The following is a 26,783-nucleotide window of genomic DNA, read 5'->3' as shown; positions in this document are numbered from 1 at the left end:
TTCCTACTTTCATTGTCTATTCTCTTCATTCCCTATATTCGTTACTTCAAAACTAGTATCCAATTACGCTCTTTTACTTCACTTCTTCTGTCCTCTACCATCTCTATTCAAAAAGCGTTATAATTAAAGAATGGACTTTTTTGGTGCCTCTACTTCTTAGAGCACATCTTTAAGCAAAATTAATCGATTTACCAATATGGGAGGGATACATTATGCTTCTAGAAAAGTATTTGGAGCCAGTGAATTTTTGCGCAGAAAACTTAATGAATTTATTGGATGCAAATGATCCCCAAATGAAAAAGGTTGTGGAAAAGGGACTGCTTCTATACAGACAAAGCTTTGTCTATCAGGTCAAGTTCTCCAATGAATTGGTGACGGGAATGATCCAAGATGTAACGCCTGTAAGGGCCACTTTAGATTTGGATTATGTTCAACAGAGCTCTTGTACTTGTCACGCAGAAGGATTTTGTCGCCATCAGCTCGCTCTATTTTTCTATTTACTTGCACAAGTTGGGAAAGTGTCCACTTGGTTGGAAAATTGGCGTAAACCAATTGAGAATGCGGAAATGTTAAAAAATCTCGGTATTATGCGAGCAAGTGACTTACTGAAGGAAAAAGAAGACAAAGAGCCAAATTATACAGATTGGATTGAAACATTGGAAAAGAGTTTTCAATCCCTTATGGAGACAAATCATAACAAACCATATCTGATTGCGGAAACGTATTATATTTATATACGAAAAATAAAAGCAGCTACTCCTCTCCAAACAGAGTGGAAGCTCCTTTATTTAGTTATCGCCCATGTATTTACTTTTAAACAATTATTAATAGTTAGTAAAAAACTAGATCATAATACACAAACAATCAATCGCTATTATCGACATCTTTTTCATGATTTAATGAATAGCATCGAGGATAACCTCTATAAATTATCAAACTTTACCTTTCCATTTGCGTTTGACGATTTTTTAATTAGTCTAAAGGATGATATACGAGCAATTCTTACCATCCAGCCAATATTAGCATTTGAGTGTATTCAGCTTTATCGCTTAATGTGGACGGATCTTTTCGCCACGAAAAAATGGAGACAGGATGAATTGACACAATTGTCAGCGAACAGCGACCCAAGCTTTTCCGAAAAAATTGCCATGATTCATCTAGAAATCCTTCTTCAAAAAGATGAGAATGCCCTTAAAATCATTCAATCACTTGATACACAAGTTACTTCGTATATGCTTTATTGGATTGATTATTTATCGAGTCGCAAAGCTTGGAAAAGAATGGATTTATATATACCAGCATTTATTCAAGAGCTGAAAAATTATATATGTACAGATGATGATGACGATTATTGCTACGAATTTACACAGATGGCAATCCGAGCGATTCTCCCTTATTGCCTAGCTATGAATAAAGAAGACTTACTTGAAAAAGCATATATTCATACACTTCCATATAGCTACCGCAAATATGAGGATTTTCTGTATGAGAAGAAACAATTTGATAAATGGATGGATCTGTTTACCATGATGGGATATGGACTAGATCATCTTCACAAAGAACAAATAAAAACGCTGCAGGAATATGATCAATCATTATTGCTTTCCTTATATCATCGTTCGATTCAAGAACATATCGAAGGGAAAAATAGAGAGCATTATCGAATCGCTGTCCGTCAGTTAAAAAAACTGCGTACCCTTTATAAAAAGCTGAAAAAACAAACCGAATTCGAGCAATTCTTATTGGTTATCTTAGAACGTACGAAACGATTAAGAGCCTTTCATGAAGAATGTAGAAAGGGAAAGTTAATCCATGCTGAAAACTAACTATCTAAAAATAAATGTTCATTACTATGAGAATAGAGGATTTTTTTTAACAGGAGAAATAGAGAATCGCTATCTATATCCTAATTATTGGAAAAAACTTCTTTTTCAGCAGCATCAAGAGAGCTATTATGGAACTATCCTAGATACTGTAACAATTGATGAAATAGAAGGCGTATTATTAAGTGGCTGGCAGTTGGTGACTTTGCTTGCTACTGAAGGGTTTAATCGTTATGTAGATTGGGATTGGAATGATACTGCACAGGTTTGTCTTGCTGCTGCCCCAAGTATTTTGGAAGCTATTAAACATAAAGAATGGATACCGGATTTCAGCCAATGGGAGGTTGGCAATTTCCAATGGTCCCTGCCCAATCGTATCATGGATGAATTTGATCCGAGCTTTTGGGAAATGGAACTTCACGATGAGTTGGCAGGTCAAACAAATAACGATTTTATCCAGCAATGGTTCCAGCATTCGCTCAATCATTATTTGGAAGATCATCAAGAGACAAAACAAAATTTCCATGCAAGAATCCAAACATTAAAGAATGCAAATATTCCTTCCGAGCAGCTGGCTGCTTATTTCACTGAAGATAAATGGCAGGAATGGATGGGGTTAAAAGAAACAGACTATCCATTCACGCTAGGAATCCGTCTGGAAGAACCAACTGAAATCGATACAACTTGGGATTTGGATATATTTTTACGATCAAAGGAAAATCCTGATCTCGTTGTGGATATACATGATGAAAGTAATATGCCGAAGAAGTGGTTAAACTTTACCTCCTATATTGAGGAAGAACAACAGCGCTGGCTCCTGCTTTTCCCATGGCTAAAAGGAAAAAGCGGGATAACCAATCAATTAACAGAAGAAGAAGCTTGGCTTTTTTTATCAGAAGCTAGTGAAACATTCCTTGCCCTTGGAGTGGATATTCTTCTTCCTTCTTGGTGGCAAGCAATGAAGTCAGCCAACTTGAAAGTGAAAGCAAAGGTTTCGAGTACAAGTCATCGTCCATCCTTTGTAGGGCTACAGGCAATGCTGGATTATAATTGGCGCTTTTCTATGAATGGCGTCACCCTCTCTGAAGATGAATTCAATAAATTAGTGGAGGAAAAACGCCGTCTTGTCTTTATTAAAGGTCGTTGGATTAAATTAGATCCCGCTTTTATTCGGCAAATACAGGATTTAATGAAAAAAGCTGAAAAAGAAGGTTTGCATGTCCGCGATATTATTGAGCAAGAGTTAATGCAAGCGGAAGAACAACAAAATGATGAGCTAGAGAATCCGAAAACATTTGCAAGAATCCAAATCGACCTAAATAGACAATGGAGAACGATGATTCATCAATTAAAAGAAGTAAAAAATCTGCCATTAGAAGAAGTTCCACACAGCTTTTTAGGCGATTTACGTGCTTATCAAGTGCTTGGGATGAGCTGGCTTCTCTTCTTAAGAAAGTTTGGATTTGGAGCCATTTTAGCAGACGATATGGGACTAGGAAAAACAGTTCAGCTTATTTCTTATTTATTAAAAGTGAAAGAAACAGAAGCAGAACTAACAACACCAGCTCTTATCATTTGTCCTACTTCTGTCCTCGGCAACTGGCAAAAGGAGTTAGAGCGATTCGCACCTGATTTAAATGTATATCTCCATTATGGAGCTAATCGCTTAAAAGATGAGGCCTTTTTAAATAGAGTACACGAAGCAGATGTAGTCTTAACCTCTTATGGATTAACACATATCGATAAGCAAAGCTTCGAAGAACTCACATGGAGTACCATTGCAATCGATGAAGCCCAAAATATCAAAAATGCGCAGACAAAGCAATCAAGAGCTGTGAGAAAATTAAAGGGAGCACATTATATTGCGCTCTCTGGAACACCGATGGAAAATCGTCTCAATGAGCTTTGGTCTATTTTTGATTTTACTAATCACGGTTATTTAGGTAGCCTCGGACAATTTCAAAAGCGCTTTGTTATTCCGATTGAAAGGGAAAATAAACCGGAACAAATCCAGCAATTGCAGACACTGATTCGTCCATTCTTATTAAGAAGAACGAAAAAGGATGAAGAGGTTGCCTTGAATCTCCCTGATAAACTGGAGCAAAAGGAATATTGTCCTTTAACAACGGAGCAGGCTGCCTTATATGAACAATTAGTTACCGATACATTTGCCCAAATTGAGCAGCTCTCTGGATTCGAGCGGAAAGGTCTTGTCCTACAGATGTTAAGTAAATTAAAGCAGTTATGCAATCATCCTGCCCTTTACTTAAAAGAGCAAGCACCTACTAGCTTAATTGATCGATCAGTAAAAATGGAGAAGTTGGCAGAACTGACCGATACGATTTTAGAGAGAGGTGAAAGCTGCCTTATTTTCACACAATATATTGAAATGGGACATATGATTCAGGAAATGATGAAGAAAAAGTTCAGCATCGACGTTCCATTCTTAAATGGCAGTATGTCCAAGCAACAACGTGATCGCTTAATTGAGCAATTCCAAGCTGGAGAATTTCCGATTTTCCTCCTTTCCTTAAAGGCTGGAGGAACAGGATTAAATTTAACAGCTGCCAACCATGTTATTCATTATGATCGCTGGTGGAATCCTGCTGTAGAAAATCAGGCGACAGACCGTGCATACCGCATTGGCCAGACTCGTTTTGTTCATGTTCATAAGCTGATTTGTACAGGAACATTAGAGGAAAAAATTGATGCGATGCTGGAAAAGAAACAATCACTAAATGACCAAATTATCCAAAACGAAAATTGGATGACCGAGTTAACAACAGATGAATTAAGGGATTTGGTGTCATTGAATGAAAACCCAGCAGCCTTATAGGGTGCTAGCAGAGAACAGAACCAAATGGATAATACAGAAGACATGAATAAAAACCCCAGCAAGGATATGAATTACTCGGTATCCTTGCTGGGGTTTATCTTTGATTGAAATACTTATGTCTCAACCTGTTTCTCGTCTTCTTTTTTAGATCGGTTTGTTTATTTATCCTCTGGGACTTTAATATCTTTTCGATTTTCTTGTTTAGTCATCTTATAGAAATAAACAGTTTTCGTTGTTTTATGGCCAGCTAAATCGGTTGCTGTGAATTCAAATTCATTTAAGCCATTTTCTAAGTCTAATTCCACTTTCTTGATTGTTTTTTCTAAACTTCTCATAGCATATGGCTCTTTAAATGTCTGATAATAAAGCTCACTTCCATTTAGAGCTAATTGAATATCATCAAAATTATCCTTTACTGTTACATGTACAGTTGGATTTTTGCCATTGCTATTTACGATTCGATTGCCAGAAAGCCCTTTGAAGGAGATGACGGGTGCTTCAGCATCAACGATAAAGCTTCGTTTAAAGACTGCTGTATTATCAGCACTGTCTATTGCTTTGATTTCAACAGAATGAACGCCATTTTCATAAGGAATGACTGTATTAAAGGTATATTCTTCTTTCTCCTCATTATAAACAGTGTCTACTTTTTGACCGCCAATCGTAAATTCTTTAAGGTCCGATTCATCCTTGATTGTTCCACTAAATACCACTTCTTTTTCTCCATACACCTCTAAAGCTTCTGGGGTCGCTAAAGAGATTACGGGAATAGTTGTATCCTTCTTCTCTTCTTCGGCAACCACACTTGCTTCCTCTTTATTGCCAGCATAATCATACGCAACAACTGTTACAGATGTACCTGGTTTTACTTCATTCGGCAAAGTAAATTCAGTTGTTTCACCGCTGACTGGAGTAGTTACAACTGATTTCCCATCTACTAAAATATCTAAATAAGAAATCCCAGAGCCATTTTCATCATCAGACGCAGCAATTTCCAATACTTTATTATCTTCTGCTAAGTCCACTTCAACAGTTGGACTTACTGTATCAACAATAACCGGAATATCTACTATCTGTGGTTTTGCACCTTTATAGTCAAGGGTTGCACTAACGCGGTAGAAATATTGCCCTTCCACTAGCTTTCCATTCACTTTTCCATCCCATGCCCAATTGGAATCAAGAACATATTTTGTTCCTTTGCCGCCATCATAGTAATTCTTTCTAATTTCTTCTTGTGTACGTAATGTCCTTACGGTTTTCCCCTTACTATCAACAATAGAGAATTGAACTTTCTTTGCATTTCTTAAAAACGATAGAACCGGAATTATTTCTTCTTGGACTCCATCATTATTTGGAGAAATGGCAATTCCTTCTTTTGTAAACTTACTTGTAATCGGATCATATCCAAGGTATAGGAAGTCTTCTCCTTCTTTTGTCACCGCTCCAGCCATGCCATAGAAAGATGTCTCATCATATTTCATCCCATCTAAAATGGGTGCTTTGTTCCAGTCACCTTTAAATCCAACATACGGCACGGTTAATGTTGCATTTGTTTCCTGAGGATCTGTTAATGTTACATACCCTTCCACAAAATAGCCATTTTCAAATACGCGATCAATCGCTACAGGTGTTTCCCAACTGCCTGTTTGAGAAGGATCAATTACTTTTGCATTTGTTAAATCAACAGATACTTTAATTTTTTTGCTTTTGTTGGCAGGAATGCTTATCGTTGTTTCATTCTTATCATTTACTTTTATCTTTGCATCCAAAATCTTCTGTGCTTCTAATAGATTAGCAGTATAACCTAACTCTCCGTAAGCCGCAAAGTCTGTTTGTATATTTGCAGCCACATCATACTTAACCTTCTTATCACTATAGTTTTTCGCTTCTAGAGTAAAAGTAAAGGTGTTTCCTACTTCTTTTAAGGCTACTTTCCCTTCTTTCGTCTTCTTCTCCGTTACTATAACAGGTGATTGTAATGCTGCATGCAGCTGCATTAATCCAGCACCTTGACGACGTGGAGAATATGGTACCTCCCAGTCAAATGCACTGTTTACTGTTCCAATATCTGTCACCGGTTTAGCGGTGTTCATTAAGAGATTTTTCGTAATGTTTACTCGATCAAAGCCTGACACATCGAATTCATTATCTACACGTTCTAATACAAGGGCAGATCCCCCTGAAACATGCGGAGCTGCCATCGACGTTCCACTCTTCATCCCATATTGATTATTTTCTAAAGTAGAATAGATTTGTCCACCTGGTGCTGTGATTTCTGGTTTAAAGTCTAAGTTATTCGTTAGGCCCCATGAGGAAAAGCTACTCATTTTTCCGGCTTCTGGATTAGCGGAAGTTATTTTTTTGCCATCAAATGTAATCGAGATAGTTTCACCACTTTGAAGAGCTGCTGCTAATTTATCCCCATCTGTTTTTAATAAGAATAGTTGAGGAATCTTAATGCTTGCATCTGTTGCCATGCTAACAAAGCCATCTGTATTATTATAAATAATAACACCAGCTGCCCCTGCCTGCTGTGCATTGATTGCTTTATCCACGAAGCCGATTTCGCCTCTTTGGATGAGCGCATAGTTATCCTTCACATCAACTGCGGCTAATTCTTCTGGTTTCCCTAATCCAGCATAAACAATTTTAAATGTTTTTTCCGCAACTGAATTTGGGTGAACACTGCCTGCTGACAGGAATCCAGCTTGTTCCATCTGACCATCATATTGATAGGAAAGTGCATCAATATCTATAAAACTATTTTCAATAGATGCAACTTGTAAACTATCATAGGCAACACCTGGTGAACCAGATACTCCAATATCAGGGTTAGAGCTAGATGGATTGGCAAAGCCATTTCCAAAATGGGCAGAGTTTCCAGCTGAAATAGACATCATAATTCCATTTTCCACAGCACGCTCTACAGCTTGCTGCTCTGGTGCATCGGCCGCAACAAAACCTGCTGGAGATCCTAAACTCATGTTAAGGACATCTGCACCTAATACGATCGCATCATCAATAGCTTTAATATATATATCGCCCCAAGTAGTCGAAACAGTTGGATCATTTCCGAAAACCTTTAACGCTAAAAGCTGTGCCTCTGGCGCAACTCCTTTAATCCCATTATTGTCTTCATCGCCATTTGCTCCAACAGTACCTGCGACGTGCATCCCATGCATGCTTGCCCCTTCAGCGATATCTTGAATAATGTCATTTTCATCCATATAGTTATATCCGTATGGTACCTTTTCGCTATAAAATTTACCTTTAAGCCCATTTTCCTTTTTAAATTGGGCAATTTCTTCCTTGCTCAATTCCTCTTCTGTTTCATCAGAAAGTACCATGTCCTTATGATTTGGGTCAATGCCGGTATCAATTACACCAACAATCATTCCTTCGCCTTTAAAACCATAATCCCGCCAAGCATCTTGAGCTTGTACAAGTTCTTTACTATATATCATGTCTGCTTCTTCTTCTGGTCTTTCATAAGCTGTGGCAATATGTACTTTTGCTACCTCTGGAAGTTCCTCGATTTTTTCAATATCTCCGTACTTCATTTCTCCACTAAAACCATTAAAAATGGTGGTGAAATTCTCTAATTCCTTAAATTTTACTTTTCTTGCTTTTACTTTTTCTTTTACTTTTTTCTGCTCTGCTAACTTTTCGCTCTTTAATTTTTCTTTTGTTGATTTAGGCAATTCTTTTACTTGCTTTGCTTGTGCTTGAGCATATTGCACCGTCGGCTCCGTGTTCATCTCTACCACTACCCGAACCGTATCGTTTTTATTATAAGTGGTCTCTAGCTCGTCCACCTTTATGGTTTGGATATTTTGCTTGTTTTCTTCTCCTTTTTTACGAATTTCCTTATCTGGTACAGTTGCTGCCAATACACTATTGGAAAATAGCATACAGAGCATAATAACTAGAAAAAATACTTTTCTAAGTTTCATGTTAAAACTCCCCTCTACCCCTTTTTTATTTTCGGAATATATCGAACTATATAAAAATATCACAATATTCTTATATTTATTAAGGGACGAAAGTACTGTCTCTCTCTTGTATATACTAGTAATTTAGTCAGTAAATATCGCATTTTTATTCCTTTTTCGCCAAGAGCTGACGTTATTCTGCTTTTCTGCCAATATCAGGATATAATCACCTTGGGGAATTATTGATGAATGGCTGTGATGAAAGCTAGTTTTTAGAAGCAAATGTTAGCAAAAATTATAAAACATTCTCCTTTTAGAAAGAATAGATAAAAAAAATAGTGAACAATATAAAACAAACTTTTATTAATATAATTTTTAAAGAGATTGTTTTCAGATGGAGGCAGGGAGAATATTTTTGTACTATACGAAATAGAATTATATTCACTTATTTTCCAATCGGATCATTCGAGAGCTTAGATAATTCATCAAGGTAAGGTATAATAAAAGAAAAGGAGAATTTGCCTGGGGAGGGATTATCGTGAAAACTTTTAAATTAATTTCTTTACAGATTCTCACGAAGGAAAAGCTAGTGCCGATTAAATTGATTGATGGATTGATTATAAATAAAGAAGATGATTTTAATCATTGGCTAATTGAGGTTTATACAGAATTAGCTGCTATCGCTTTTCTTGATGAAGCATTTCAGAAGAAGGAGGAGTTGCTTGTTCAAGCTGTTATCTCAAAAAAAGAAAATGATCCCGCTCCTTTTGAAGTAACGATTCTGTCTATCCAAAATTTTGGTGATAAAGCAAGCATTCTTTTAGAAGGAACATTAAAAAGAGACAGAAAAGACTATGCAGAGCTATTGCTCCAATATCTAATCGAAGAAGGCTATGAAGGGAAAAAATTATCGAATAAATTTACTGAGCTGATGCAAAGCAAGCCACAGACATTTTTGGAGAAGAAGCTGTAGGTTGCAGGAGAACTATTGAATAGACGAATCTCAAGGCCTGGAATAACCTTGAGATTCTGAACATATAGGCTCTTTATCGATCTATATCGTCTTTGTCTTTCATATCATCTTTATCTTCGATCATATCTTCACCAGGATCATTATCATCCTTTGTTGGATCTAGATCATCATCTTTATTTTCATCTGGTACATCTGGTTCGTTGTCATTATCCAGATCAGTACCTCTGTCTGGAACAACGTCATTCGTATCTAAGTCTTTATCTTCGATTGTGGTATCATCATCCGGTGGAGGACTTTGATTATCATCATCATTACCACAAGCAGTTAACAGCATAGCAGATAACGCTGAAACTCCTAATAACTTCATCCATTTAGTCATTCGTTATACCCCTTTTCTTGATAAGTATCATTCATGACCATTCATTTGGTCAGTTATTAGGTTATCCAAGAAAAGAAAATTATTACGCCTTATTATTCAATTCCAATAATAAACAATGTTGTAAAGAAAAAAAGAAGAAGCTGCTCGTTTAAACAGACACCTCTTCTTTCTGCCTTTTTATGCTTCTTTCTTATCTCCAAGGGCAAACATAATTTCTGCTTCACAGGCAATTTCACCATCAACAGTAGCTACACATTTTCCCTTTCCAAAGTTGCCACGTAGTCTTGTCATTTCTACTTCTAGTCGCAGCTGATCTCCTGGAAACACTTGCTTTTTAAAGCGGCAGTTATCTACTCCAGCAAAGAAAGCTAATCTTCCTTTATTCTCTTCCTTAATCAACATGGCAACCGCTCCTACTTGCGCCAATGCTTCTACAATTAATACACCTGGCATAACTGGGTATTCAGGGAAATGCCCATTAAAATATTCTTCATTTGCCGATACATTTTTAATACCTACAGCTTTTTTACCTTCTTCCACTTCTAAAATTCTATCTACTAATAAAAATGGATATCGATGAGGAATTATTTCTTTAATTTGATTAATATCTAACATTTTGTGACCTCCTACTAATATGTGGTTATATTATATTGTACTAAAAAAAGCTATGAAAAAGGAAGGGATATCCCCTCCTTTTTTAAGATGTTTTTTAAAATAGTTGTTCTAGCTATCATCCTGAACAGCTATTTCGTTAATTTGATCATTCCAGCACACCAGCAAAAAAGGAATCTGTAATTATTTTTACAAATTCCCATCTTCTTTACTCTTCATTTATCAAATTAACAATATGCATCCAGGTATCTTTTTTAAAGGTATCCGTTGCTTTTCCGTTTCCCATTACACTATAACCGACAACGGCTCCAGCTAGAACACTTACAGCCATTACTAAAATAATGACAACAATACGTAGCCATATAGGAAACAGACGAACTCTAATCTTCTGTTTAGGAGAAGCTTTCTCTTCTGGATTATTCTTCTCTTTTTGATCTTTTTTAACCTGTTCTCTTGTCTTAACCATTTCTTGACTACTGCTATTTAATGCCATCACTTTTCTCCTTTTTTAACGTATTCCATTCACTAATCCCATCATCTGATCTGCTAAAGAGATGGATCTGGACTGAAATTGGTAGGAGCGCTGTGTAGCAATCAGATTGACCATTTCTTTGCTTATATCCACATTAGATTGTTCTAATGCATTTTGTTTCATTGCAATTTCATTTCTTCTGCCGCCATTCAAATCGACCATTACTTGATTTTCATCAGCAGTGTCAGAGAGTCGATATAAGTTCTCCCCTGTTTTTTCAAGGCTTTGCGGATTATTAGCATACGATATGCCGAGATTAAAGGTTTCCTGCCCGCCATTATTCAATTGAACTGTTAAAGTTCCTGTTGATGAAAAAGCATATTCTTTAACATTATTATTTAATAAAATTGGGTTATTATTCTCGTCAAGGATAGCATGGCCTTCTTTCGTAACCAGCATATTCTCATTATTAGATACAGGTGATAAATACATCGCTCCATCTCTCGTATAACGCATTTCGGAAGTTCCTCCGTCTTGCACCAATACTCTGTATAATTGTCCTTCTTTCGTCAATGCAGTATCCAAAACGCGATCAGATGATTTAATCATTCCTTGTGTCATCACTAATTGCGTTTGAGCCATTTTAGCGCCCACTCCTTGCCTGATGCCGTTTGGCGTCTGACGATTGACTTCCTGCGTTTCATCCTTTTGATTATTAAATTGCTGATAAAGCATATCTGTAAACGTCCCATTTTGCCTTTTATAGCCTGTAGTATCAACATTAGCCATATTATTACTAATAAGATCCATTTGCTTTTGCAGCTGTGTTAAAGTATTACTAGCCGTTATCATCGTTCTATTCATAGCGATTCCCCCCTTTACTACTATCTAAATGATTCTTATATCTTACCAATTTCATTTGCGGCTTGATCCATGCTCTTATCATAAGCCTGCAATATTTTCTGATTAGCTTCAAATGCTCGATAAGCAGTCATCATATCTGTCATTGTCTGCGCTGTATCAACATTAGAATTCTCTAAAAAACCTTGATTAATTTGAAAGGTAACTTGGTTATTTGCATAAGCACTTTGTAGAGCGGCTCCATCTTGTGCTCGATACAAACCATCCCCCTCTTTTACGAGCTGTTCCGGTGAATCTGTATAACTTATTCCAAGACGATACACTTCTCCATTACTGCTTGTAAGCACTCCATCAGATGTAACAGAGAAATCCGCACTTGTAAGTTGAATTCGTTCATTATTTTCATCTAAAACGTAAGCACCACTAGAAGTAGTTAAATACCCTTGGCCATCTAAGGTGAAATTTCCGTTTCTCGAATAAGCAACTCCATTATCATTTTGCACTGTAAAAAATAATCCGCCGCCAGCATTCGTTCCATTCCCTGGAATATTCGCGTTTAAGATTGCTAAATCTGTCTTTAATCCTGTTTGATTAAGATCACCTTGAGTAAACTTCGGGATTATTTCTTGCATATAGACTCCTGTTGCTAAATAGCCTACTTGCTGCTTTTCTATAGTACCAGCTGCATTTTTCCTAACGCTTTGCTGTAATAATTCAGGAAAAGCTCTCATGGATGATTGATCTGCTTTAAAACCCGGTGTCGTACTGTTGGCCATATTATTAGAAAGCATTTCGGTTTTGCGCTGCTGAGCAAGCATACCAGAAGCTGCTGTATAGAACCCTTTAAACATAACTGTCTCCTATCTATACAAAAATTTCGATTCAAGCATATATATTCTATTATAAAAAAAATATCAAAAGATTACATTAAATTTTGTTGAAAAAAGTCTAAAAATGTTCGTTATATTAATCATTTATTATATCGGCTATTCATAGGAACAATCTACTGGAAGATAAAGGAGGAAGAAGAACCTTATGGTTACTAAAAAAACAGAAACAGCTAAATAAAAAATCGGAATAAGAAAAAGAAATTTTTCCATTCCGATTTTTTAGGTTTAAGACTTATACAAACGGGTATGAAATAAATAGATTTCATTTTCCTATGCATAAACAAGTTTTTTCACTTGTTTATGCACCCCCCATTTTTTAGCTTAATTTTCTTTTTGGAAGACGATCAATATTATCTAACATTATTCCTGTACCGATTGCTACAGAATCCATTGGATTTTCAGCTACTAATACAGGAACCTTCAATTCATCCGCTAATAGTAAGTCAATCCCGTGCAGCAATGCTCCACCACCAGTTAAGATAACTCCACGATCAATGATATCAGCAGAAAGCTCAGGTGGTGTTCTTTCTAAGACACTTTTAGCAGCTTGTACAATAACAGATACGGACTCTCTTAATGCTTGCTCAATTTCCTCTGAATGTACCGTAATAGTTCTTGGAAGACCAGAAACCATGTCACGACCGCGAATATCCATTTCTTCTTTTCTAGAACCTGGAAAAACAGTTCCAATATTAATTTTTATATTCTCTGCCGTACGTTCTCCAATTAAGAGCTTATATTTTCGTTTAATATATTGGAGAATTTCATTATCAAATTTATCTCCAGCCATTTTAATACTAGAAGAAGTAACGATATCCCCCATTGATAGCACTGCTACATCTGTAGTACCGCCGCCAATATCAACAACCATATTTCCACTTGGTTGGAAAATATCCATTCCTGCACCAATCGCTGCAACCTTTGGTTCTTCTTCTAAATAGATTTTCTTTCCACCACTTTTTTCGGCTGCTTCTTTAATTGCTTTTTGTTCCACACTAGTAATATTTGTTGGACAACAAATAAGAATTCTTGGCTTTGAAAGAAATCCTTTTACGTTCAATTTATTAATGAAATGCTTTAGCATTGCTTCTGTTACATCAAAATCAGCGATAACGCCATCCTTTAGTGGGCGAATAGCAACAATATTTCCAGGCGTACGTCCGACCATACTACGAGCTTCTTCTCCTACCGCTAACACTCTGCCTGTATTGCGATCTAATGCCACAACAGAAGGCTCATTTAATACAATCCCTTTTCCTTTTACATGAATGAGTACATTTGCTGTTCCTAAATCGATACCAATATCTCTAGCAAACATTATATATGCTCCTCCTTCGCCTTTAGCTTTTCCATTTTTTTCATTTTATAATTTCATTTTCCTTATAGAGACAAAGAGCTGGCTTCCACACTATATGTAACGACATCCTCATATTTAAGTTTCATTAAATGTAGTTAAACGAAAAAACATTCCTAAGAATTCCTTCCATTCACACAGTTATAGCGCCTTTTTAAATGCCACTAAATATTTACCTCGCTTAAATATGTCTTTCTTATCGCTCTATATTAAATCAACCATTTTCATTCTTTTGTAAAGTGAATTATGTATTTTTCAGGTTAAAATTTGTATGTTTTTTTCTCTATCTATTTAAACCACTCTAATTTTTTATTTTATCATAAGATCACGAAATAAGTAACTTTTTGTAAAAAAAATGAGTTTTTTTTCACAAAATAATTTTCTTTTTTCTCAAACAAGAAAAAGGACATTGCTTCCAAGGTCCTTTTAGCTATTATGTACCCTTTATTAGCATTCCAAAATGAGTTGCTTTTTATACTCATTCTTTTTCTCTATCGATGGAGACACCTCCACCGATAGACTGTTGTAACTCCATTTTTCTAAACTTCCCTTTCTGTTTTAAATATTTCCAGGGTAACTTAATATTGCATACTTTTTCTATTTGATTAATGCATTCATGATAAAGCATTACCCTGGAATTTCTTACTGTACAGTTTCCCCTTCAAGCTCTTCCTTTTTATATTTCATTTTTGTTGCTTCCCCACCGCGTAGATGTCGTATTGATTTATGATAATCAAGGATCTCTTTCACTTCATTTGCTAAATCTGGGTTAATTTCAGGAAGTCTTTCTGTTAAATCTTTATGGACTGTACTTTTGGATACGCCAAACTCCTTCGCTATTACGCGAACCGTTTTTCTCGTCTCCACGATATACTTTCCAATCTTGATAGTTCTCTCTTTGATGTAATCGTGCACACCACTCGCCCTCCCTAAATTGGATGTGAGAAGTGTGAAATGAGACTCGCTTTTCGCTTCATTGAAATTCTTCATCCCGCACGTTTCCTTTCCTGCATAATACTTTTCTTCATGCGGCAGAAAGTCAAAAGCTTTCTGTTCTTATAGGGATTAAACATGTCCTCAACTACATATCCATTATCTTCAAACGACCCCTCACTCCAAACTTCCGCTTTGTAAGGTTTGTAACATTTTATTAGCTTGGGTAAGACTTTATGCAGAAAAATATGAATAGGGACAAGGTTTATCTGTTTTTTTCTATATTTACTTGTTTTTGAGGAATTAAATAGCTATGTTTTATGCGAAACAATTGATTGGCTTGAAAAACAGGAATGATATTTTTAAAAAGAGGAAATTGCCGATGTGTGGTTTTATATCTGTTATTATTAGAAAAATATCTGTTGTTTTCATCGTCAGAGGTTTAATATTTCCCGAGAAATTTGTCATTTTCCGCTCGTAAATGACTATTTTCCATTTATGTCTTCCACTTATAGTTAAATTATACTACTACTTTTCACTTATAAATATTCTGGAGTTATTAGATGTCTTGCCTTTTAGTGGACTATTCGAGGATATAAAGCTAGATGTCTAGATGAGAATTCTTTGTATTTACATATTTTCTTCGACATTTCCCATCCATAAAATACTTCTTTCGAGAATACATAAAGGTTGCCATAAAGTAGCTATCACTCGCATAATCTTTATTTTATGCTTTGTAAAAACTACTTATAGCAACCTCTAGTTATTAAGCGTTCGGATCTGTAGTTGTAGACCCTTCTGAATCTTCATCCTGTTTAGCGTCTGTTCCATTTTCTAATTTGTTATCTGTCGGCATTTCTTCATCGGAATTACTTGATTTTTCTACTGCTGAATCATTTCCAGAAGTAGCACCAGAAGTATCATCACTTTGTAAAGCACTTACCGGTTTACCAAAATAATCAATAGGGTTCACAGCTACATTGTCTTTTCTTACTTCAAAGTGGACATGAACTCCTGCTTCTTGATTCAACTTACTTTTTCCAGCAGTTGCTAATGGTTGGCCTTTCTTTACTTCAGCCCCTTCTTCCACTTGGAAATCCTTCACAGATTGATAATATGTTTTAATCCCATTGTCATGATCAATTTCAATTGTATTCCCTAATAGAGAATCTTCCGCAACTTTTGTAACGGTTCCACTTAGAGCTGCTACTACTTCAAATTCGCTGTCATCTTCCATTTTTAAGTCAATACCTGTGTTTGGCTGATATTGATTATTATAGAATACTAAAGATTCAGCTTGCTTTTCTTTACTAGCCGTATTATCATAGAACTCTTTTTGTGTAATGAAAGAATCTTCATCGACTACTGGCCATGCAAAGTTCTCAAATTCCTTTGCTACTGGTTCTGCAGGTTCATCTGTTTGTTTTGTTGGCATATCAGCGTTATCATATTTATACTTATCTGTTTCTGATGCGCTATTTTGATACCATAGGACCCCTGTTAGAATAATAGCTGCACTTGCGATATAAATGGCTGGAAATGCCCAACGCTTTTTAAAAAAGCTTTTTACTTTTGACTTTGGAGAAGTACGTTTGTTTTCTTCCTCTCTCATTTTATCATCACCTCAGCAATCATTCTGAACAGATAATGATAAATATATACCTACATGCTAAAAAATTTTTTAGACTTATTTTTCGACAAAGTTCTTGAGTTTATACATAGAAACGAAAATTTTAATTATTAATGGGATGAAGTCACAATAAATAAAGCAAGCCTTCTTGAGGAAGACTTGCTTTTTAGGCTTGTAATTAGTGCTTTGGCTGATTTCACCGCTGCTTTGGCTGATATTTCTCTACTTTGGCTGATTCATCCGCTGCTTTGGCTGATACTTCTTTACTTTGGCTGATTCACCCGCTGTTTTGGCTGATATTTCTCTACTTTGGCTGATTCACCCGCTGCTTTGGCTGATATTTCTCTACTTTGGCTGATTCATCCGCTGTTTTGGCTGATATTTCTCTACTTTGGCTGATTCACCCAACACTTTGGCTGATTTCACCCCTGCTTTGGCTGATTCCCTTATTTCTGAGCTGTGTATTTCGCTAGCATATCATCAGATGCTGTTACATCTACCCCTTTATAATAGTATTTTACGATTTCTTCATAGTTTTTCCCATTTGCGGCCATTCCGTTTGCCCCATATTGGCTCATGCCGACACCATGACCGTATCCTTTTGTAGCAATATAAACGTTATTTCCCTTTCGTTCCATTGTAAAGTCCGTTGATTTTAAGCTCAACTTTTCTCTAATATCTGTTCCTGATAATTGTTTTCCATTAATCTTGGCACTTGCAATTCGTTTTCCTTTTGTATATTTAACGTCTTCTAATACTTTCCTGTCTGCTGTAAGCTTAACGCCTAAGCTCTTCTCGAAGTCTTTAACAGGCATTGTCACTTCCCCTTTAAACTTTGGCGAATTGACATCCCATGGGCTTTCCACACTTTGTAAATAGGAGATTGAATTAGCCCAGACATCATCTGAATTTTCCGTGTATCCATTGCTTGTGGAGAAAAACGTGGCATCAATAGGAGTACCTTCATACGTTAAAATTTGCCCCTTTGTAGCCGCTACAGCCTCTTCTATTTTAGCCATATTTTTCTTCCAGTCTAACCCATCATTTTCCCAAATTTTCTTTAATTCTTCGCGGTTATTATACACTTGGTAGTTTATTGTATCCCCAACTAATGCTCCCTTTGGAAGATCTGTTTTCTCTTGATGCATCATTCTTTTTACAATATATGTTCTCGCTGTTAAGGCTTGTGCTTTTAATGCTTCTTTTTCAAATTTCGCTGGCATTTCTGATGCAACAACCCCAACTACATATTCTTCTAAGTCTAATTTCTCTACTTCTTGTTTATTTTCACGATATACAGCTACTTCAATAGCAGGCTCTGGCGTTTCTGCAGGTGGTATATTACTCTTTACCTCTTCCTTTTTATCCTGAATAGAGGGCAGAACAAGGATGGTCGGAATAAGTATAGTAATAGCAAACAGAATAACTCCTAGTACGATGAAAGGTTTGATTTTAATCATGAATAAAGCCTCCATAAGATAGAAATAAGACCTTTTTAACTGTCTCTAAAACATTCTTATGGAGATGGACAAGCTTTTATTCCTTCTTTTTTCTAGAGAAATATCCTTAATTTATGGTTCTAAACATATCCGTTTTGCATACTATTTTAGCAATCCTGTGTTTTAAACAACTCCGGTAATCCCCTCTATTATATAACAGATATTAACAGAAGTAGGAACTGAAACACATATAGAAGCCTCTATTGAACTTCTCGGTTATTCTAAGATATTTTTCATATTATGTATAATTTTGCCCATAAAAAAACAAACTTTATCTATCGGAATGAAATCGATAAATAAAGTTTGCCAATTATATTTATGCATTTAAATCTGCAACATAGCTTGCCGTTAACGTTAATTCACTTTCTTCGGTAATTCTTTCAATATCAGCGCCTAACGCAGCTAATTTTTCGTGGAAATTAACATAACCACGATCTAAGTGTTTAAGCTCTGTAACGCGTGTAATACCGTCTGCTACAAGTCCAGACAATATTAAGGCAGCAGCAGCACGTAAATCAGTAGCAGCTACTTCTGCACCTTGCAGATTAGTTGGTCCATTCATAACAACAGAACGACCTTCAATTTTCACATCGCCATTCATACGTCTAAATTCTTCTACATGCATAAAACGGTTTTCAAAAACAGTTTCTGTAATCATACTTGTTCCCTTTGCACGAAGAAGTAATGCCATCATTTGAGATTGCATATCTGTTGGAAATCCTGGATGAGGCATTGTTTTGATATCTACAGCTTTTAAATTTTCTGCACTAATCACACGGATACCGTCTTCTTCTTCTTTGAAAACAACACCCATCTCTTCCATTTTGGCAATCAAGGATGATAAATGTTCTGGAACCGCACCCTGTACAAGGACATTTCCATTAGTAATAGCAGCAGCGATTAAAAATGTCCCTGCTTCAATTCTATCCGGAATAATCGTATGTTCTGTACCATGTAGCACTTCTACACCTTCAATGCGAATAGTTCCTGTACCTGCTCCTCTTACTGTTGCGCCCATTTTATTTAGGAAGTTCGCCAAATCAACAATTTCAGGTTCTTTTGCTACGTTTTCAATAATAGTCGTACCTTCTGCTAAAGAAGCAGCCATCATAATATTTTCCGTCGCACCAACACTTGGGAAATCAAGATAGATTTTCGCACCTTTTAAACGTCCATCTACGGAAGCTTCGATAAATCCATTACCAACCTGAACCTTTGCTCCCATTGCTTCGAAACCTTTTAGATGTTGATCAATTGGTCTTGAACCAATTGCACAACCACCAGGTAATGCTACTCTTGCATGGCCATTTCTTGCTAACAAAGATCCCATTACTAAAACAGATGCGCGCATTTTTCTTACGTACTCAAATGGCGCTTCAACGCTTAAATCATTTGATGCATCTACAGTTACTTCTCCGTTTTCAAAATGTACTTCTGCATTTAAATATCGCAATACTTCATTAATCGTATATACATCTGAAAGAGTCGGAACTGATTTAATTATACTTTTTCCATCACTTGCTAATAATGTAGCGGCGATCACAGGCAAAACGGCATTTTTTGCGCCTTCTACTTTAACCGTTCCATTCAACCTTTTTCCGCCGCGGACGATGATTTTATCCAAAGTCTATTCCCCTCCGCGTCCAATATCTCTATATTAATATTCAATCGTTATGATGGGTGTGCCAACTACGAACGTAGTTTTTCCTCCCATATCTTGTGTTCTTAGTCCTATTTGTACGTTCATTTCCTTTTCGCTATTATCAATTCGTTCTTCAAATATCGGCGTATATGCGGAGGTGGATATAAAATCATCCTCTTCCAACGCCTCTACTTTTTTTGCTTGAAATGCATCTAGCAAATGGTTAACTTTATAAGGCAAAGTCTCATTCATCTTATCACTGAATTCGCCTTTAATACAAGAGAAAATTGTTGGTTTTCCTCGAAATATGTCAGAAATTTTTTTATTAATTTCCATATCTAACCTTTTCATTTCTTTGTTCGCTAACTTCTTTCCTCTCACCTCATACATAATATATGATTGGACGTTATCAGTTGTTAAAGAAGTGGTTAAGATTATACTTTCTTCTATTTGGCCACTGGATTTCAAGACCATCTTTGCTTGCCAGCTCTGATGATTTTTCGTTTCCACCCAATCACCATTTGGGAAAACTCTTTTTAACTCTGACTGATATGCTTTTGCATCTTCAATGCTTGTAACATTTTCCAGCCTTTCTCTTGCATGCAGAGACCATTCATTAATCGTTACATTTTCTTGTTTTTGTAAAATTTCATTTATAGTTATTAAGTCAGACTTCGTTCTCGCGATAGTGATGTTATTCCCAATTGTAAGACAAGCCAAACCAATTAATATTGTTATTATAATTAACGTTTTATTTATCTTCATTGTTATTCCTCCCCCATACTACCATTGTTTCCAAGGAGAAGAATTGCATACTAATGATTAATCGTCACTTTTTGACATGAATAAAACGTTAATCAATGAACAAACTATTTAAGCACACAAAATGAATTTTACTTAAAAAACAAAGGAATGAAAACATGTATGAAGACCTATCTTTGTAATTAATTATTTCTTATTTTGGTAATTACTTCAATATTAATGGCAATTGTTGTGACCAAACTAAATAGTCGAGTAAGAAATTGCTGACAATCGATCCCATTATAATTGCTAATAATACATATAATACTCGTGCTTGAAAAACTCTGTTTTTTCGAAGGAATTTCTCAAAATTTAGTGACTGTAATGCCCACCATGAAAGAGCGATAAAAACGATATGTATCAAAATACTCAGTAACGCCTGTTGTCCAAAAGCTTCTACCATTTTTTCCTCCCATCTATCCCTTCTGTTTCAACTCTTATTTGACGTATTGACTTATAAAAAGGTTTCAATTTGTGTAATTATTTTTTTATTTTTTCCATCCTTAAAATCGTAAATATTTATCCGAAGTAATTATCTCTCTTCCCTACTGATTGTTCGGTACACTTTTAAGCCCCATTCAGAGTGTTTTTCCATTATTTACTTGCCATTATCTATTTAAAAAATAGGAAATCTACTTTGCTGTCTTAATCCTCACTTTAAATCTACCCCACTAAAAAAAGCCCCCTTAGGGACTTTTTTAGTATTTTTTCTCAACAATGGATATACGATTCATTGCACGTTGAAGAGCAAGTTCTGCACGTCTAAAGTCCACATGTTCTGATTTTTGAGCATGTAATCTTTGTTCTGCGCGCTCCTTAGCACGTAAGGCACGATCATAATCAATTTCTTCCGCTAATTCAGCAGATTGAGCAAGTACTGTCACCTGATCTGGGCGAACTTCTAATATTCCACCATTCACCGCTATATATTCAGAATCTGAACCATTTTTCAAATGAACAGCTCCTATTTTAAGTGGAGCAACCATCGGAATATGGCCTGCTAAAATTCCAAGTTCTCCACTTTCTGCTTTTGCGATCACCATTTCTACATCTGATTCATGCACCGGGCCATCAGGAGTTACTACATTGACTTTAATCGTCTTCATTACTACCCCTCCTGATTATTTTATACTTCTACACCCATAGATTTAGCTTTTTCGATTGCTTCTTCAATACGACCAACTAAACGGAATGCATCTTCTGGAAGGTGATCATATTTACCTTCAAGAATATCTTTAAATCCTTTTACCGTTTCTTTTACAGGTACATAAGAACCTTTTTGACCTGTAAATTGTTCGGCAACATGGAAGTTTTGTGATAAGAAGAATTGAATTCTTCTTGCACGGTGAACAACTAATTTATCTTCATCGCTTAGCTCATCCATTCCAAGGATACTGATGATATCTTGAAGCTCTCTATAACGCTGTAATGTAGATTGTACATTTCTCGCTACATTGTAATGCTCTTCTCCAACTATTTCAGGAGAAAGGGCACGAGAAGTAGAAGCAAGTGGATCTACCGCTGGATAAATACCCATCTCTGTTAATTTACGCTCAAGGTTTGTTGTTGCATCCAAGTGAGCAAACGTTGTAGCTGGTGCTGGATCTGTGTAGTCATCCGCTGGTACATAGATTGCTTGGATAGAAGTTACAGAACCTACATTTGTTGATGTGATACGTTCTTGTAATTTACCCATTTCAGTTGCTAATGTCGGCTGGTAACCAACTGCTGACGGCATACGGCCAAGCAGCGCGGAAACCTCAGAACCAGCTTGAGTAAAGCGGAAAATATTATCGATGAAGAAAAGTACGTCTTGTCCTTGTTCATCACGGAAATATTCAGCCATCGTTAAACCTGTTAAGGCAACACGCATACGAGCACCTGGCGGCTCATTCATTTGTCCGAATACCATCGCTGTTTTCTTAATAACGCCTGAATCCGTCATTTCATGGTAAAGGTCATTTCCTTCACGAGTACGTTCCCCAACACCAGCAAAAACAGAAATACCACCATGTTCTTGCGCGATATTGTTGATTAATTCCTGAATTAAAACTGTTTTACCTACACCAGCTCCACCGAATAGACCAATTTTCCCACCTTTAATATATGGCGCTAATAAGTCTACTACTTTAATACCAGTTTCTAAAATTTCTACTTGGGTTGATAATTGCTCAAACTTAGGAGCTTCTCTGTGAATAGAATCACGTCTTGCACTTGCTGGAATTTCTGGATCTAAATCGATTGTTTCTCCTAATACATTAAATACACGACCTAGTGTAACATCCCCAACAGGTACGGAAATAGATTTTCCAGTATCTATTACCTCTGCGCCTCTTGTAACACCATCTGTAGAAGACATCGCAATAGCTCGAACTGTGTTATCACCTAAATGAAGGGCCACTTCAAGGGTTAATTCTATGTTAGAAGAACTACTTGGATCTTGAACAACACGTAATGCGTTGTTAAGGTCAGGTAGACTTCCTCCATCGAACTTCACGTCAACAACTGGTCCCATAACTTGAAGAACTCGTCCTGTGCTCATTAATTTCCCTCCTAAACTTTCTTAAATCAGGTTCTGCTAAAACGTTAAGTTTAGCAGAACTTATTTGTATCATTATTCTAACGCTGCAGCTCCACCAACGATTTCCGTAATCTCTTGTGTAATCGCTGCTTGTCTTGCACGGTTATACTGTAAACTTAAATTGTCTATTAATTCTTTCGCATTATCAGTAGAATTCTTCATCGCTGTCATACGTGCAGAATGCTCACTTGCTTTACTATCAAGCAGAGCACCATATAATAGACTTTCTGCATACTGTGGTAATAGAACATCGAGAATTTCTTCTGCTGATGGCTCAAATTCATAGGATGTTAATGTTTTATTAGAAGCATCCATTTCCGTTAACGGAAGAACCTTCTTCTCTACCACATCCTGCTGAATAGCACTTACATAATGACTATAGTAAACATAAAGTTCATCAAAAGTACCATCATCATACATACCTACTGCTTTGCTTGTTACATCTCTAATATCTAGGAAATCTGGTAAATCAGGAATACCCACTACATCCAAAATGACATTATGTCCTTGTTTTAATAGAAAGTCTCTCCCGATTCTACCAATCACAATTATGGCATATTCGTCTTTTGATTGATGACGTTCTTTAATTGTTTGATTTAGCTTTCTTAGTACGTTACTGTTGTATGCTCCTGCTAATCCACGTTCAGAAGTAATAACCAGATATCCTGTTTTTTTAACAGGTCGTGTTTGAAGCATTGGATGGCTAACACCTGAGCTGCCTAGAGCCACAGAATGTGTTACTTCTTCCATTTTAGACATATACGGAATAAATGCTTTTACATTAATAACCGCTCTATTCATTTTAGCCGAATACACCATCTGCATGGCTTTCGTAATCTGGCTAGTCTTTTTTGTTGAGTCAATACGAGCTTTTATATCACGTAAAGATGCCAAAGATTCTCACCACCAATCTATAAGTTTGCCTTCTTATTCAGAAGCTACAAACGTTTTTTTGAAATCGTTAATTGCTGCGTTCATATCATCATCAGATGGAAGATCCTTTGTTGTAACAATATGTTCTACCACATTTGTATGATTATGATCTAACCAATTTAAGAATTCTTCTTCGAAACGTTTAATATCCACTACAGGAATATCATCTAAATGACCACGTGTAAGTGCATATAGAATCGCAACTTGTTTTTCTACTTTTAATGGTTTATTAAGATCTTGTTTCAATACTTCTACTGTACGAGCACCACGATTTAATTTATCTTGTGTCGCTTTATCTAAATCAGATCCAAACTGAGCGAATGACTCTAACTCACGGTATGATGCAAGGTCAAGACGTAATGTTCCAGCAACCTTTTTCATCGCTTTGATTTGGGCAGAACCACCAACACGAGAAACAGATAAACCTGCATTGATCGCTGGACGTACGCCAGAGAAGAAGAGATCAGATTGTAAGAAAATTTGTCCATCGGTAATCGAAATTACGTTTGTTGGAATATAAGCAGAAACATCTCCTGCCTGTGTTTCAATAAATGGCAGCGCCGTAATAGATCCTCCACCTTTTGCATCACTCAATTTAGCGGCACGCTCAAGAAGACGTGAATGCAAGTAGAAGACATCCCCTGGATATGCTTCACGACCTGGAGGACGACGAAGTAACAGGGACAGTTCACGATAAGCAGATGCTTGTTTTGTTAAATCATCATATACGATTAAAACGTGTTTACCGTTATACATAAACTCTTCACCCATTGCTACACCTGCATATGGAGCTAGGTATAGAAGTGGTGCTGGTTGAGATGCAGATGCTGTTACAACGATTGTATAATCTAATGCACCATTTTTACGTAATGTTTCTACAGCGTTACGTACTGTTGATTCCTTTTGTCCGATTGCAACATAAATACAAACCATATCTTGGTCTGCTTGGTTAAGAATCGTATCGATCGCTACAGATGTTTTACCTGTCTGACGGTCACCGATGATTAACTCACGTTGTCCACGACCAATCGGCACTAACGCATCAATAGCCTTAATTCCTGTCTGTAGTGGCTCACTTACCGATTTACGATCCATTACACCAGGAGCTAAATATTCAATTGGACGAGTCTTCGTAGTGTTGATTGCACCCAGTCCATCAACTGGTTGACCAAGAGGGTTTACTACGCGTCCAATCAGCGCATCTCCTACTGGAACCTCCATGATTCTTCCCGTACGGCGAACTTCATCACCTTCACGAATATCTGTATAAGGACCAAGGATAATGATACCTACATTGCTTTCTTCTAGGTTTTGAGCTAAGCCCATTACCCCATTAGAAAATTCAACAAGCTCTCCAGCCATACAATTATCCAGGCCATGTACACGAGCAATACCATCACCAATATTAATTACTGTACCAACTTCACTTACTTGAACTTCTGATTGGTAACTTTCAATTTGCTTTTTTATAAGAGCACTGATTTCTTCCGCTTTGATGCTCATGCGTTTCACCCCTATCTAAAGAATTACTATCCTAATAATTGTCGTTGTAGACGGTTCAGCTTCCCTTGAAGACTACCATCATATATTTGATTACCGATTCTTACCTTAATTCCGCCTAATAGGTTAGAATCAATGATATTTTCAATATTTAGCGATATTTTCCCAACTTTTGCAGCGAATGTAGCTGAAATAGCTCTTTTCTCATCGTCTGTTAACGGTTTGATGGAATATACTTTTGCATCTGCAATCCCTTTTGCTTCATTAACTAGTGCAATAAATTGATCACATATACTAGTAATCATCTCTTCTCGATGACGATCAATCAATAGCATTAAAAGGTTTTGAATATACTCACTCGCAGAGGCAAATGCCACTTTCACCATTTCTTTTTTCTTTTCTAATGCAATATTAGGAGATTGTAGAAATGTATGAATATCAGGCGAAGAAGTGACTAATGTCCTTACTACTCGTACTTCTTCATCTAGTTGATCAATCTGTCCGTTTTCTTTGGCGATTTGGAAAAGGGCTAAAGCATAACGCTTTGCAACACCTGTATCCATCATCGTTTCTCGCCTACCTCTTGAATGTAATCATGAATTAACTTTTCTTGATCCTGCTCATTTAATTCTTTTTCGATCACTTTAGAAGCGATTAAAACAGAAAGAGAAGTGACTTGATCGCGAATTGTTGCAACAGCTTTTTCTTTTTGCTGTTCAATTTCTACTAAAGCAGAGTTTTTGATTCGCTCTGCATCTTTTCTGGCATCGTCAATGATAGTTTCTCTTTGAGCATCTGCTTGTTGTTTTGCTCTATCAATTAACTCTTGTGCGTCATTGCGCGCTTCTTTTAATAATACTCTTTGCTCTTCTAATAGTTTGGCAGCTTCTTGTCTGCTTTTCTCTGCATTATCTATTTCATTTGCAACAAATTCCTCACGATCCTTCATCATTTTCATTAAAGGACCCCATGCAAACTTTTTGATTGCCCACAGTAATAATAAGAAAGATAGTAATTGAACGATTACATCACCGCCCGCAAAATTCATTACGGCACCTAATACTAATCCATTTGTGAACACGCTTGATTCACTCCTTTCAGATAGTGTTTGTATCACATACTGGAAACCTTT

22 protein-coding genes are annotated in these 26,783 nt (G+C 36.5%); 3 read left to right on the top strand and 19 right to left on the bottom strand.

Annotation, left to right across the window (positions count from 1 at the left end; genetic code table 11):
• The first annotated feature begins 212 nt into the window (after nucleotides 1–212).
• Complete coding sequence (locus NSQ89_RS24950) at nucleotides 213–1,826, top strand: SWIM zinc finger family protein (protein ID WP_047942690.1); 1,614 nt, start codon at nucleotides 213–215, stop codon at nucleotides 1,824–1,826.
• On the top strand, nucleotides 1,813–4,659 hold the full coding sequence (locus tag NSQ89_RS24945; protein ID WP_341133417.1) for a DEAD/DEAH box helicase: 2,847 nt from the start codon (nucleotides 1,813–1,815) through the stop codon (nucleotides 4,657–4,659). Before NSQ89_RS24950 ends, NSQ89_RS24945 begins: the two co-directional genes overlap by 14 nt.
• 158 nt (nucleotides 4,660–4,817) lie before the next feature.
• On the opposite strand, the gene NSQ89_RS24940 is transcribed toward NSQ89_RS24945, so the two are convergent.
• Nucleotides 4,818–8,612 (bottom strand): S8 family serine peptidase, encoded by a 3,795-nt coding sequence (locus NSQ89_RS24940; RefSeq protein ID WP_341133416.1) that lies wholly within the window; start codon nucleotides 8,610–8,612, stop codon nucleotides 4,818–4,820.
• A gap of 517 nt (nucleotides 8,613–9,129) precedes the next feature.
• Here NSQ89_RS24940 and NSQ89_RS24935 point away from each other — a divergent pair.
• Entirely contained in the window at nucleotides 9,130–9,564 is a 435-nt protein-coding gene (locus NSQ89_RS24935; protein ID WP_047942694.1) for a YwpF family protein, read from the top strand.
• 73 nt (nucleotides 9,565–9,637) lie between these two features.
• Here the strand turns inward: NSQ89_RS24935 and NSQ89_RS24930 are convergent, their stop codons facing one another.
• From NSQ89_RS24930 to atpF, 18 genes are all read right to left on the bottom strand, one after another.
• Nucleotides 9,638–9,943: a hypothetical protein gene (locus NSQ89_RS24930; protein WP_047942696.1), complete on the bottom strand. Its 306-nt coding sequence runs from the start codon at nucleotides 9,941–9,943 to the stop codon at nucleotides 9,638–9,640.
• A 177-nt stretch (nucleotides 9,944–10,120) separates the two neighbouring features.
• Nucleotides 10,121–10,558, bottom strand: coding sequence for a 3-hydroxyacyl-ACP dehydratase FabZ (gene fabZ, locus NSQ89_RS24925; RefSeq protein WP_047942697.1), 438 nt, complete (start codon nucleotides 10,556–10,558; stop codon nucleotides 10,121–10,123).
• 205 nt (nucleotides 10,559–10,763) lie between these two features.
• A complete protein-coding gene (locus tag NSQ89_RS24920; protein ID WP_061800824.1) occupies nucleotides 10,764–11,048 on the bottom strand; it encodes a DNA-directed RNA polymerase subunit beta in 285 nt (94 codons plus the stop codon).
• A gap of 15 nt (nucleotides 11,049–11,063) precedes the next feature.
• The gene (locus NSQ89_RS24915) at nucleotides 11,064–11,891 is read right to left on the bottom strand and encodes a flagellar hook-basal body protein (protein ID WP_047942700.1); all 828 of its coding nucleotides are present in this window, start codon (nucleotides 11,889–11,891) and stop codon (nucleotides 11,064–11,066) included.
• A gap of 35 nt (nucleotides 11,892–11,926) precedes the next feature.
• Complete coding sequence (locus NSQ89_RS24910) at nucleotides 11,927–12,739, bottom strand: flagellar hook-basal body complex protein (RefSeq protein WP_144579646.1); 813 nt, start codon at nucleotides 12,737–12,739, stop codon at nucleotides 11,927–11,929.
• 355 nt (nucleotides 12,740–13,094) lie between these two features.
• Nucleotides 13,095–14,096 carry a rod shape-determining protein gene (locus NSQ89_RS24905; protein WP_061800827.1) on the bottom strand — a complete coding sequence of 334 codons (1,002 nt, stop codon included), beginning with the start codon at nucleotides 14,094–14,096 and terminating at the stop codon, nucleotides 13,095–13,097.
• A 678-nt stretch (nucleotides 14,097–14,774) separates the two neighbouring features.
• Nucleotides 14,775–15,047, bottom strand: coding sequence for a sporulation transcriptional regulator SpoIIID (spoIIID, locus tag NSQ89_RS24900; protein ID WP_016204804.1), 273 nt, complete (start codon nucleotides 15,045–15,047; stop codon nucleotides 14,775–14,777).
• Between the two features lie 784 nt (nucleotides 15,048–15,831).
• Nucleotides 15,832–16,677 carry a M23 family metallopeptidase gene (locus tag NSQ89_RS24895; RefSeq protein WP_061800828.1) on the bottom strand — a complete coding sequence of 282 codons (846 nt, stop codon included), beginning with the start codon at nucleotides 16,675–16,677 and terminating at the stop codon, nucleotides 15,832–15,834.
• Between the two features lie 464 nt (nucleotides 16,678–17,141).
• Nucleotides 17,142–18,155 (bottom strand): stage II sporulation protein D, encoded by a 1,014-nt coding sequence (spoIID, locus tag NSQ89_RS24890; RefSeq protein ID WP_047945080.1) that lies wholly within the window; start codon nucleotides 18,153–18,155, stop codon nucleotides 17,142–17,144.
• Nucleotides 18,156–18,510: 355 nt separating this feature from the next.
• Nucleotides 18,511–19,818, bottom strand: a complete 1,308-nt coding sequence (murA, locus tag NSQ89_RS24885; RefSeq protein ID WP_047945079.1) for a UDP-N-acetylglucosamine 1-carboxyvinyltransferase — start codon at nucleotides 19,816–19,818, stop codon at nucleotides 18,511–18,513.
• 33 nt (nucleotides 19,819–19,851) lie between these two features.
• Nucleotides 19,852–20,601, bottom strand: coding sequence for a YwmB family TATA-box binding protein (locus NSQ89_RS24880; protein WP_047945078.1), 750 nt, complete (start codon nucleotides 20,599–20,601; stop codon nucleotides 19,852–19,854).
• Nucleotides 20,602–20,803: 202 nt separating this feature from the next.
• A complete protein-coding gene (locus NSQ89_RS24875) occupies nucleotides 20,804–21,040 on the bottom strand; it encodes a DUF1146 family protein (protein ID WP_047945077.1) in 237 nt (78 codons plus the stop codon).
• 295 nt (nucleotides 21,041–21,335) lie between these two features.
• On the bottom strand, nucleotides 21,336–21,743 hold the full coding sequence (locus NSQ89_RS24870) for a F0F1 ATP synthase subunit epsilon (protein ID WP_047940726.1): 408 nt from the start codon (nucleotides 21,741–21,743) through the stop codon (nucleotides 21,336–21,338).
• Nucleotides 21,744–21,763: 20 nt separating this feature from the next.
• Complete coding sequence (gene atpD / locus NSQ89_RS24865; protein WP_047940727.1) at nucleotides 21,764–23,179, bottom strand: F0F1 ATP synthase subunit beta; 1,416 nt, start codon at nucleotides 23,177–23,179, stop codon at nucleotides 21,764–21,766.
• 72 nt (nucleotides 23,180–23,251) lie between these two features.
• Nucleotides 23,252–24,112: an ATP synthase F1 subunit gamma gene (gene atpG / locus NSQ89_RS24860; RefSeq protein WP_047940728.1), complete on the bottom strand. Its 861-nt coding sequence runs from the start codon at nucleotides 24,110–24,112 to the stop codon at nucleotides 23,252–23,254.
• Nucleotides 24,113–24,145: 33 nt separating this feature from the next.
• Nucleotides 24,146–25,654 (bottom strand): F0F1 ATP synthase subunit alpha, encoded by a 1,509-nt coding sequence (gene atpA, locus NSQ89_RS24855; protein WP_061800830.1) that lies wholly within the window; start codon nucleotides 25,652–25,654, stop codon nucleotides 24,146–24,148.
• A gap of 26 nt (nucleotides 25,655–25,680) precedes the next feature.
• A complete protein-coding gene (locus NSQ89_RS24850; RefSeq protein ID WP_047940730.1) occupies nucleotides 25,681–26,217 on the bottom strand; it encodes a F0F1 ATP synthase subunit delta in 537 nt (178 codons plus the stop codon).
• The gene (gene atpF, locus NSQ89_RS24845) at nucleotides 26,214–26,732 is read right to left on the bottom strand and encodes a F0F1 ATP synthase subunit B (RefSeq protein WP_047940731.1); all 519 of its coding nucleotides are present in this window, start codon (nucleotides 26,730–26,732) and stop codon (nucleotides 26,214–26,216) included. The genes NSQ89_RS24850 and atpF overlap by 4 nt, the downstream gene beginning before the upstream one ends.
• Between the last annotated feature and the right edge of the window lie 51 nt (nucleotides 26,733–26,783).

Origin of the sequence: Niallia sp. FSL R7-0648 (genome assembly GCF_038007005.1) — a bacterium.
GTDB classification, from domain to species: Bacteria; Bacillota; Bacilli; order Bacillales; family Cytobacillaceae; genus Niallia; species Niallia circulans.
The sequence above is the reverse complement of the archived record's forward strand: the minus strand, read 5'-3'. Positions and strand labels throughout refer to the sequence as shown.

What these genes read in the sequence shown, in the direction of transcription:
- atpA (WP_061800830.1), bottom strand. Translation starts at nt 25,654, where the DNA reads ATGAGCATCAAAGCGGAAGAAATCAGTGCTCTTATAAAAAAGCAAATT.
- NSQ89_RS24915 (WP_047942700.1), bottom strand. Translation starts at nt 11,891, where the DNA reads ATGAATAGAACGATGATAACGGCTAGTAATACTTTAACACAGCTGCAA.
- NSQ89_RS24920 (WP_061800824.1), bottom strand. Translation starts at nt 11,048, where the DNA reads ATGGCATTAAATAGCAGTAGTCAAGAAATGGTTAAGACAAGAGAACAG.
- NSQ89_RS24905 (WP_061800827.1), bottom strand. Translation starts at nt 14,096, where the DNA reads ATGTTTGCTAGAGATATTGGTATCGATTTAGGAACAGCAAATGTACTC.
- NSQ89_RS24945 (WP_341133417.1), top strand. Translation starts at nt 1,813, where the DNA reads ATGCTGAAAACTAACTATCTAAAAATAAATGTTCATTACTATGAGAAT.
- NSQ89_RS24870 (WP_047940726.1), bottom strand. Translation starts at nt 21,743, where the DNA reads ATGAAGACGATTAAAGTCAATGTAGTAACTCCTGATGGCCCGGTGCAT.
- NSQ89_RS24910 (WP_144579646.1), bottom strand. Translation starts at nt 12,739, where the DNA reads ATGTTTAAAGGGTTCTATACAGCAGCTTCTGGTATGCTTGCTCAGCAG.
- NSQ89_RS24940 (WP_341133416.1), bottom strand. Translation starts at nt 8,612, where the DNA reads ATGAAACTTAGAAAAGTATTTTTTCTAGTTATTATGCTCTGTATGCTA.
- NSQ89_RS24950 (WP_047942690.1), top strand. Translation starts at nt 213, where the DNA reads ATGCTTCTAGAAAAGTATTTGGAGCCAGTGAATTTTTGCGCAGAAAAC.
- NSQ89_RS24875 (WP_047945077.1), bottom strand. Translation starts at nt 21,040, where the DNA reads ATGGTAGAAGCTTTTGGACAACAGGCGTTACTGAGTATTTTGATACAT.
- NSQ89_RS24930 (WP_047942696.1), bottom strand. Translation starts at nt 9,943, where the DNA reads ATGACTAAATGGATGAAGTTATTAGGAGTTTCAGCGTTATCTGCTATG.
- spoIID (WP_047945080.1), bottom strand. Translation starts at nt 18,155, where the DNA reads ATGATTAAAATCAAACCTTTCATCGTACTAGGAGTTATTCTGTTTGCT.
- NSQ89_RS24880 (WP_047945078.1), bottom strand. Translation starts at nt 20,601, where the DNA reads ATGAAGATAAATAAAACGTTAATTATAATAACAATATTAATTGGTTTG.
- atpD (WP_047940727.1), bottom strand. Translation starts at nt 23,179, where the DNA reads ATGAGCACAGGACGAGTTCTTCAAGTTATGGGACCAGTTGTTGACGTG.
- fabZ (WP_047942697.1), bottom strand. Translation starts at nt 10,558, where the DNA reads ATGTTAGATATTAATCAAATTAAAGAAATAATTCCTCATCGATATCCA.
- NSQ89_RS24850 (WP_047940730.1), bottom strand. Translation starts at nt 26,217, where the DNA reads ATGATGGATACAGGTGTTGCAAAGCGTTATGCTTTAGCCCTTTTCCAA.
- NSQ89_RS24895 (WP_061800828.1), bottom strand. Translation starts at nt 16,677, where the DNA reads ATGAGAGAGGAAGAAAACAAACGTACTTCTCCAAAGTCAAAAGTAAAA.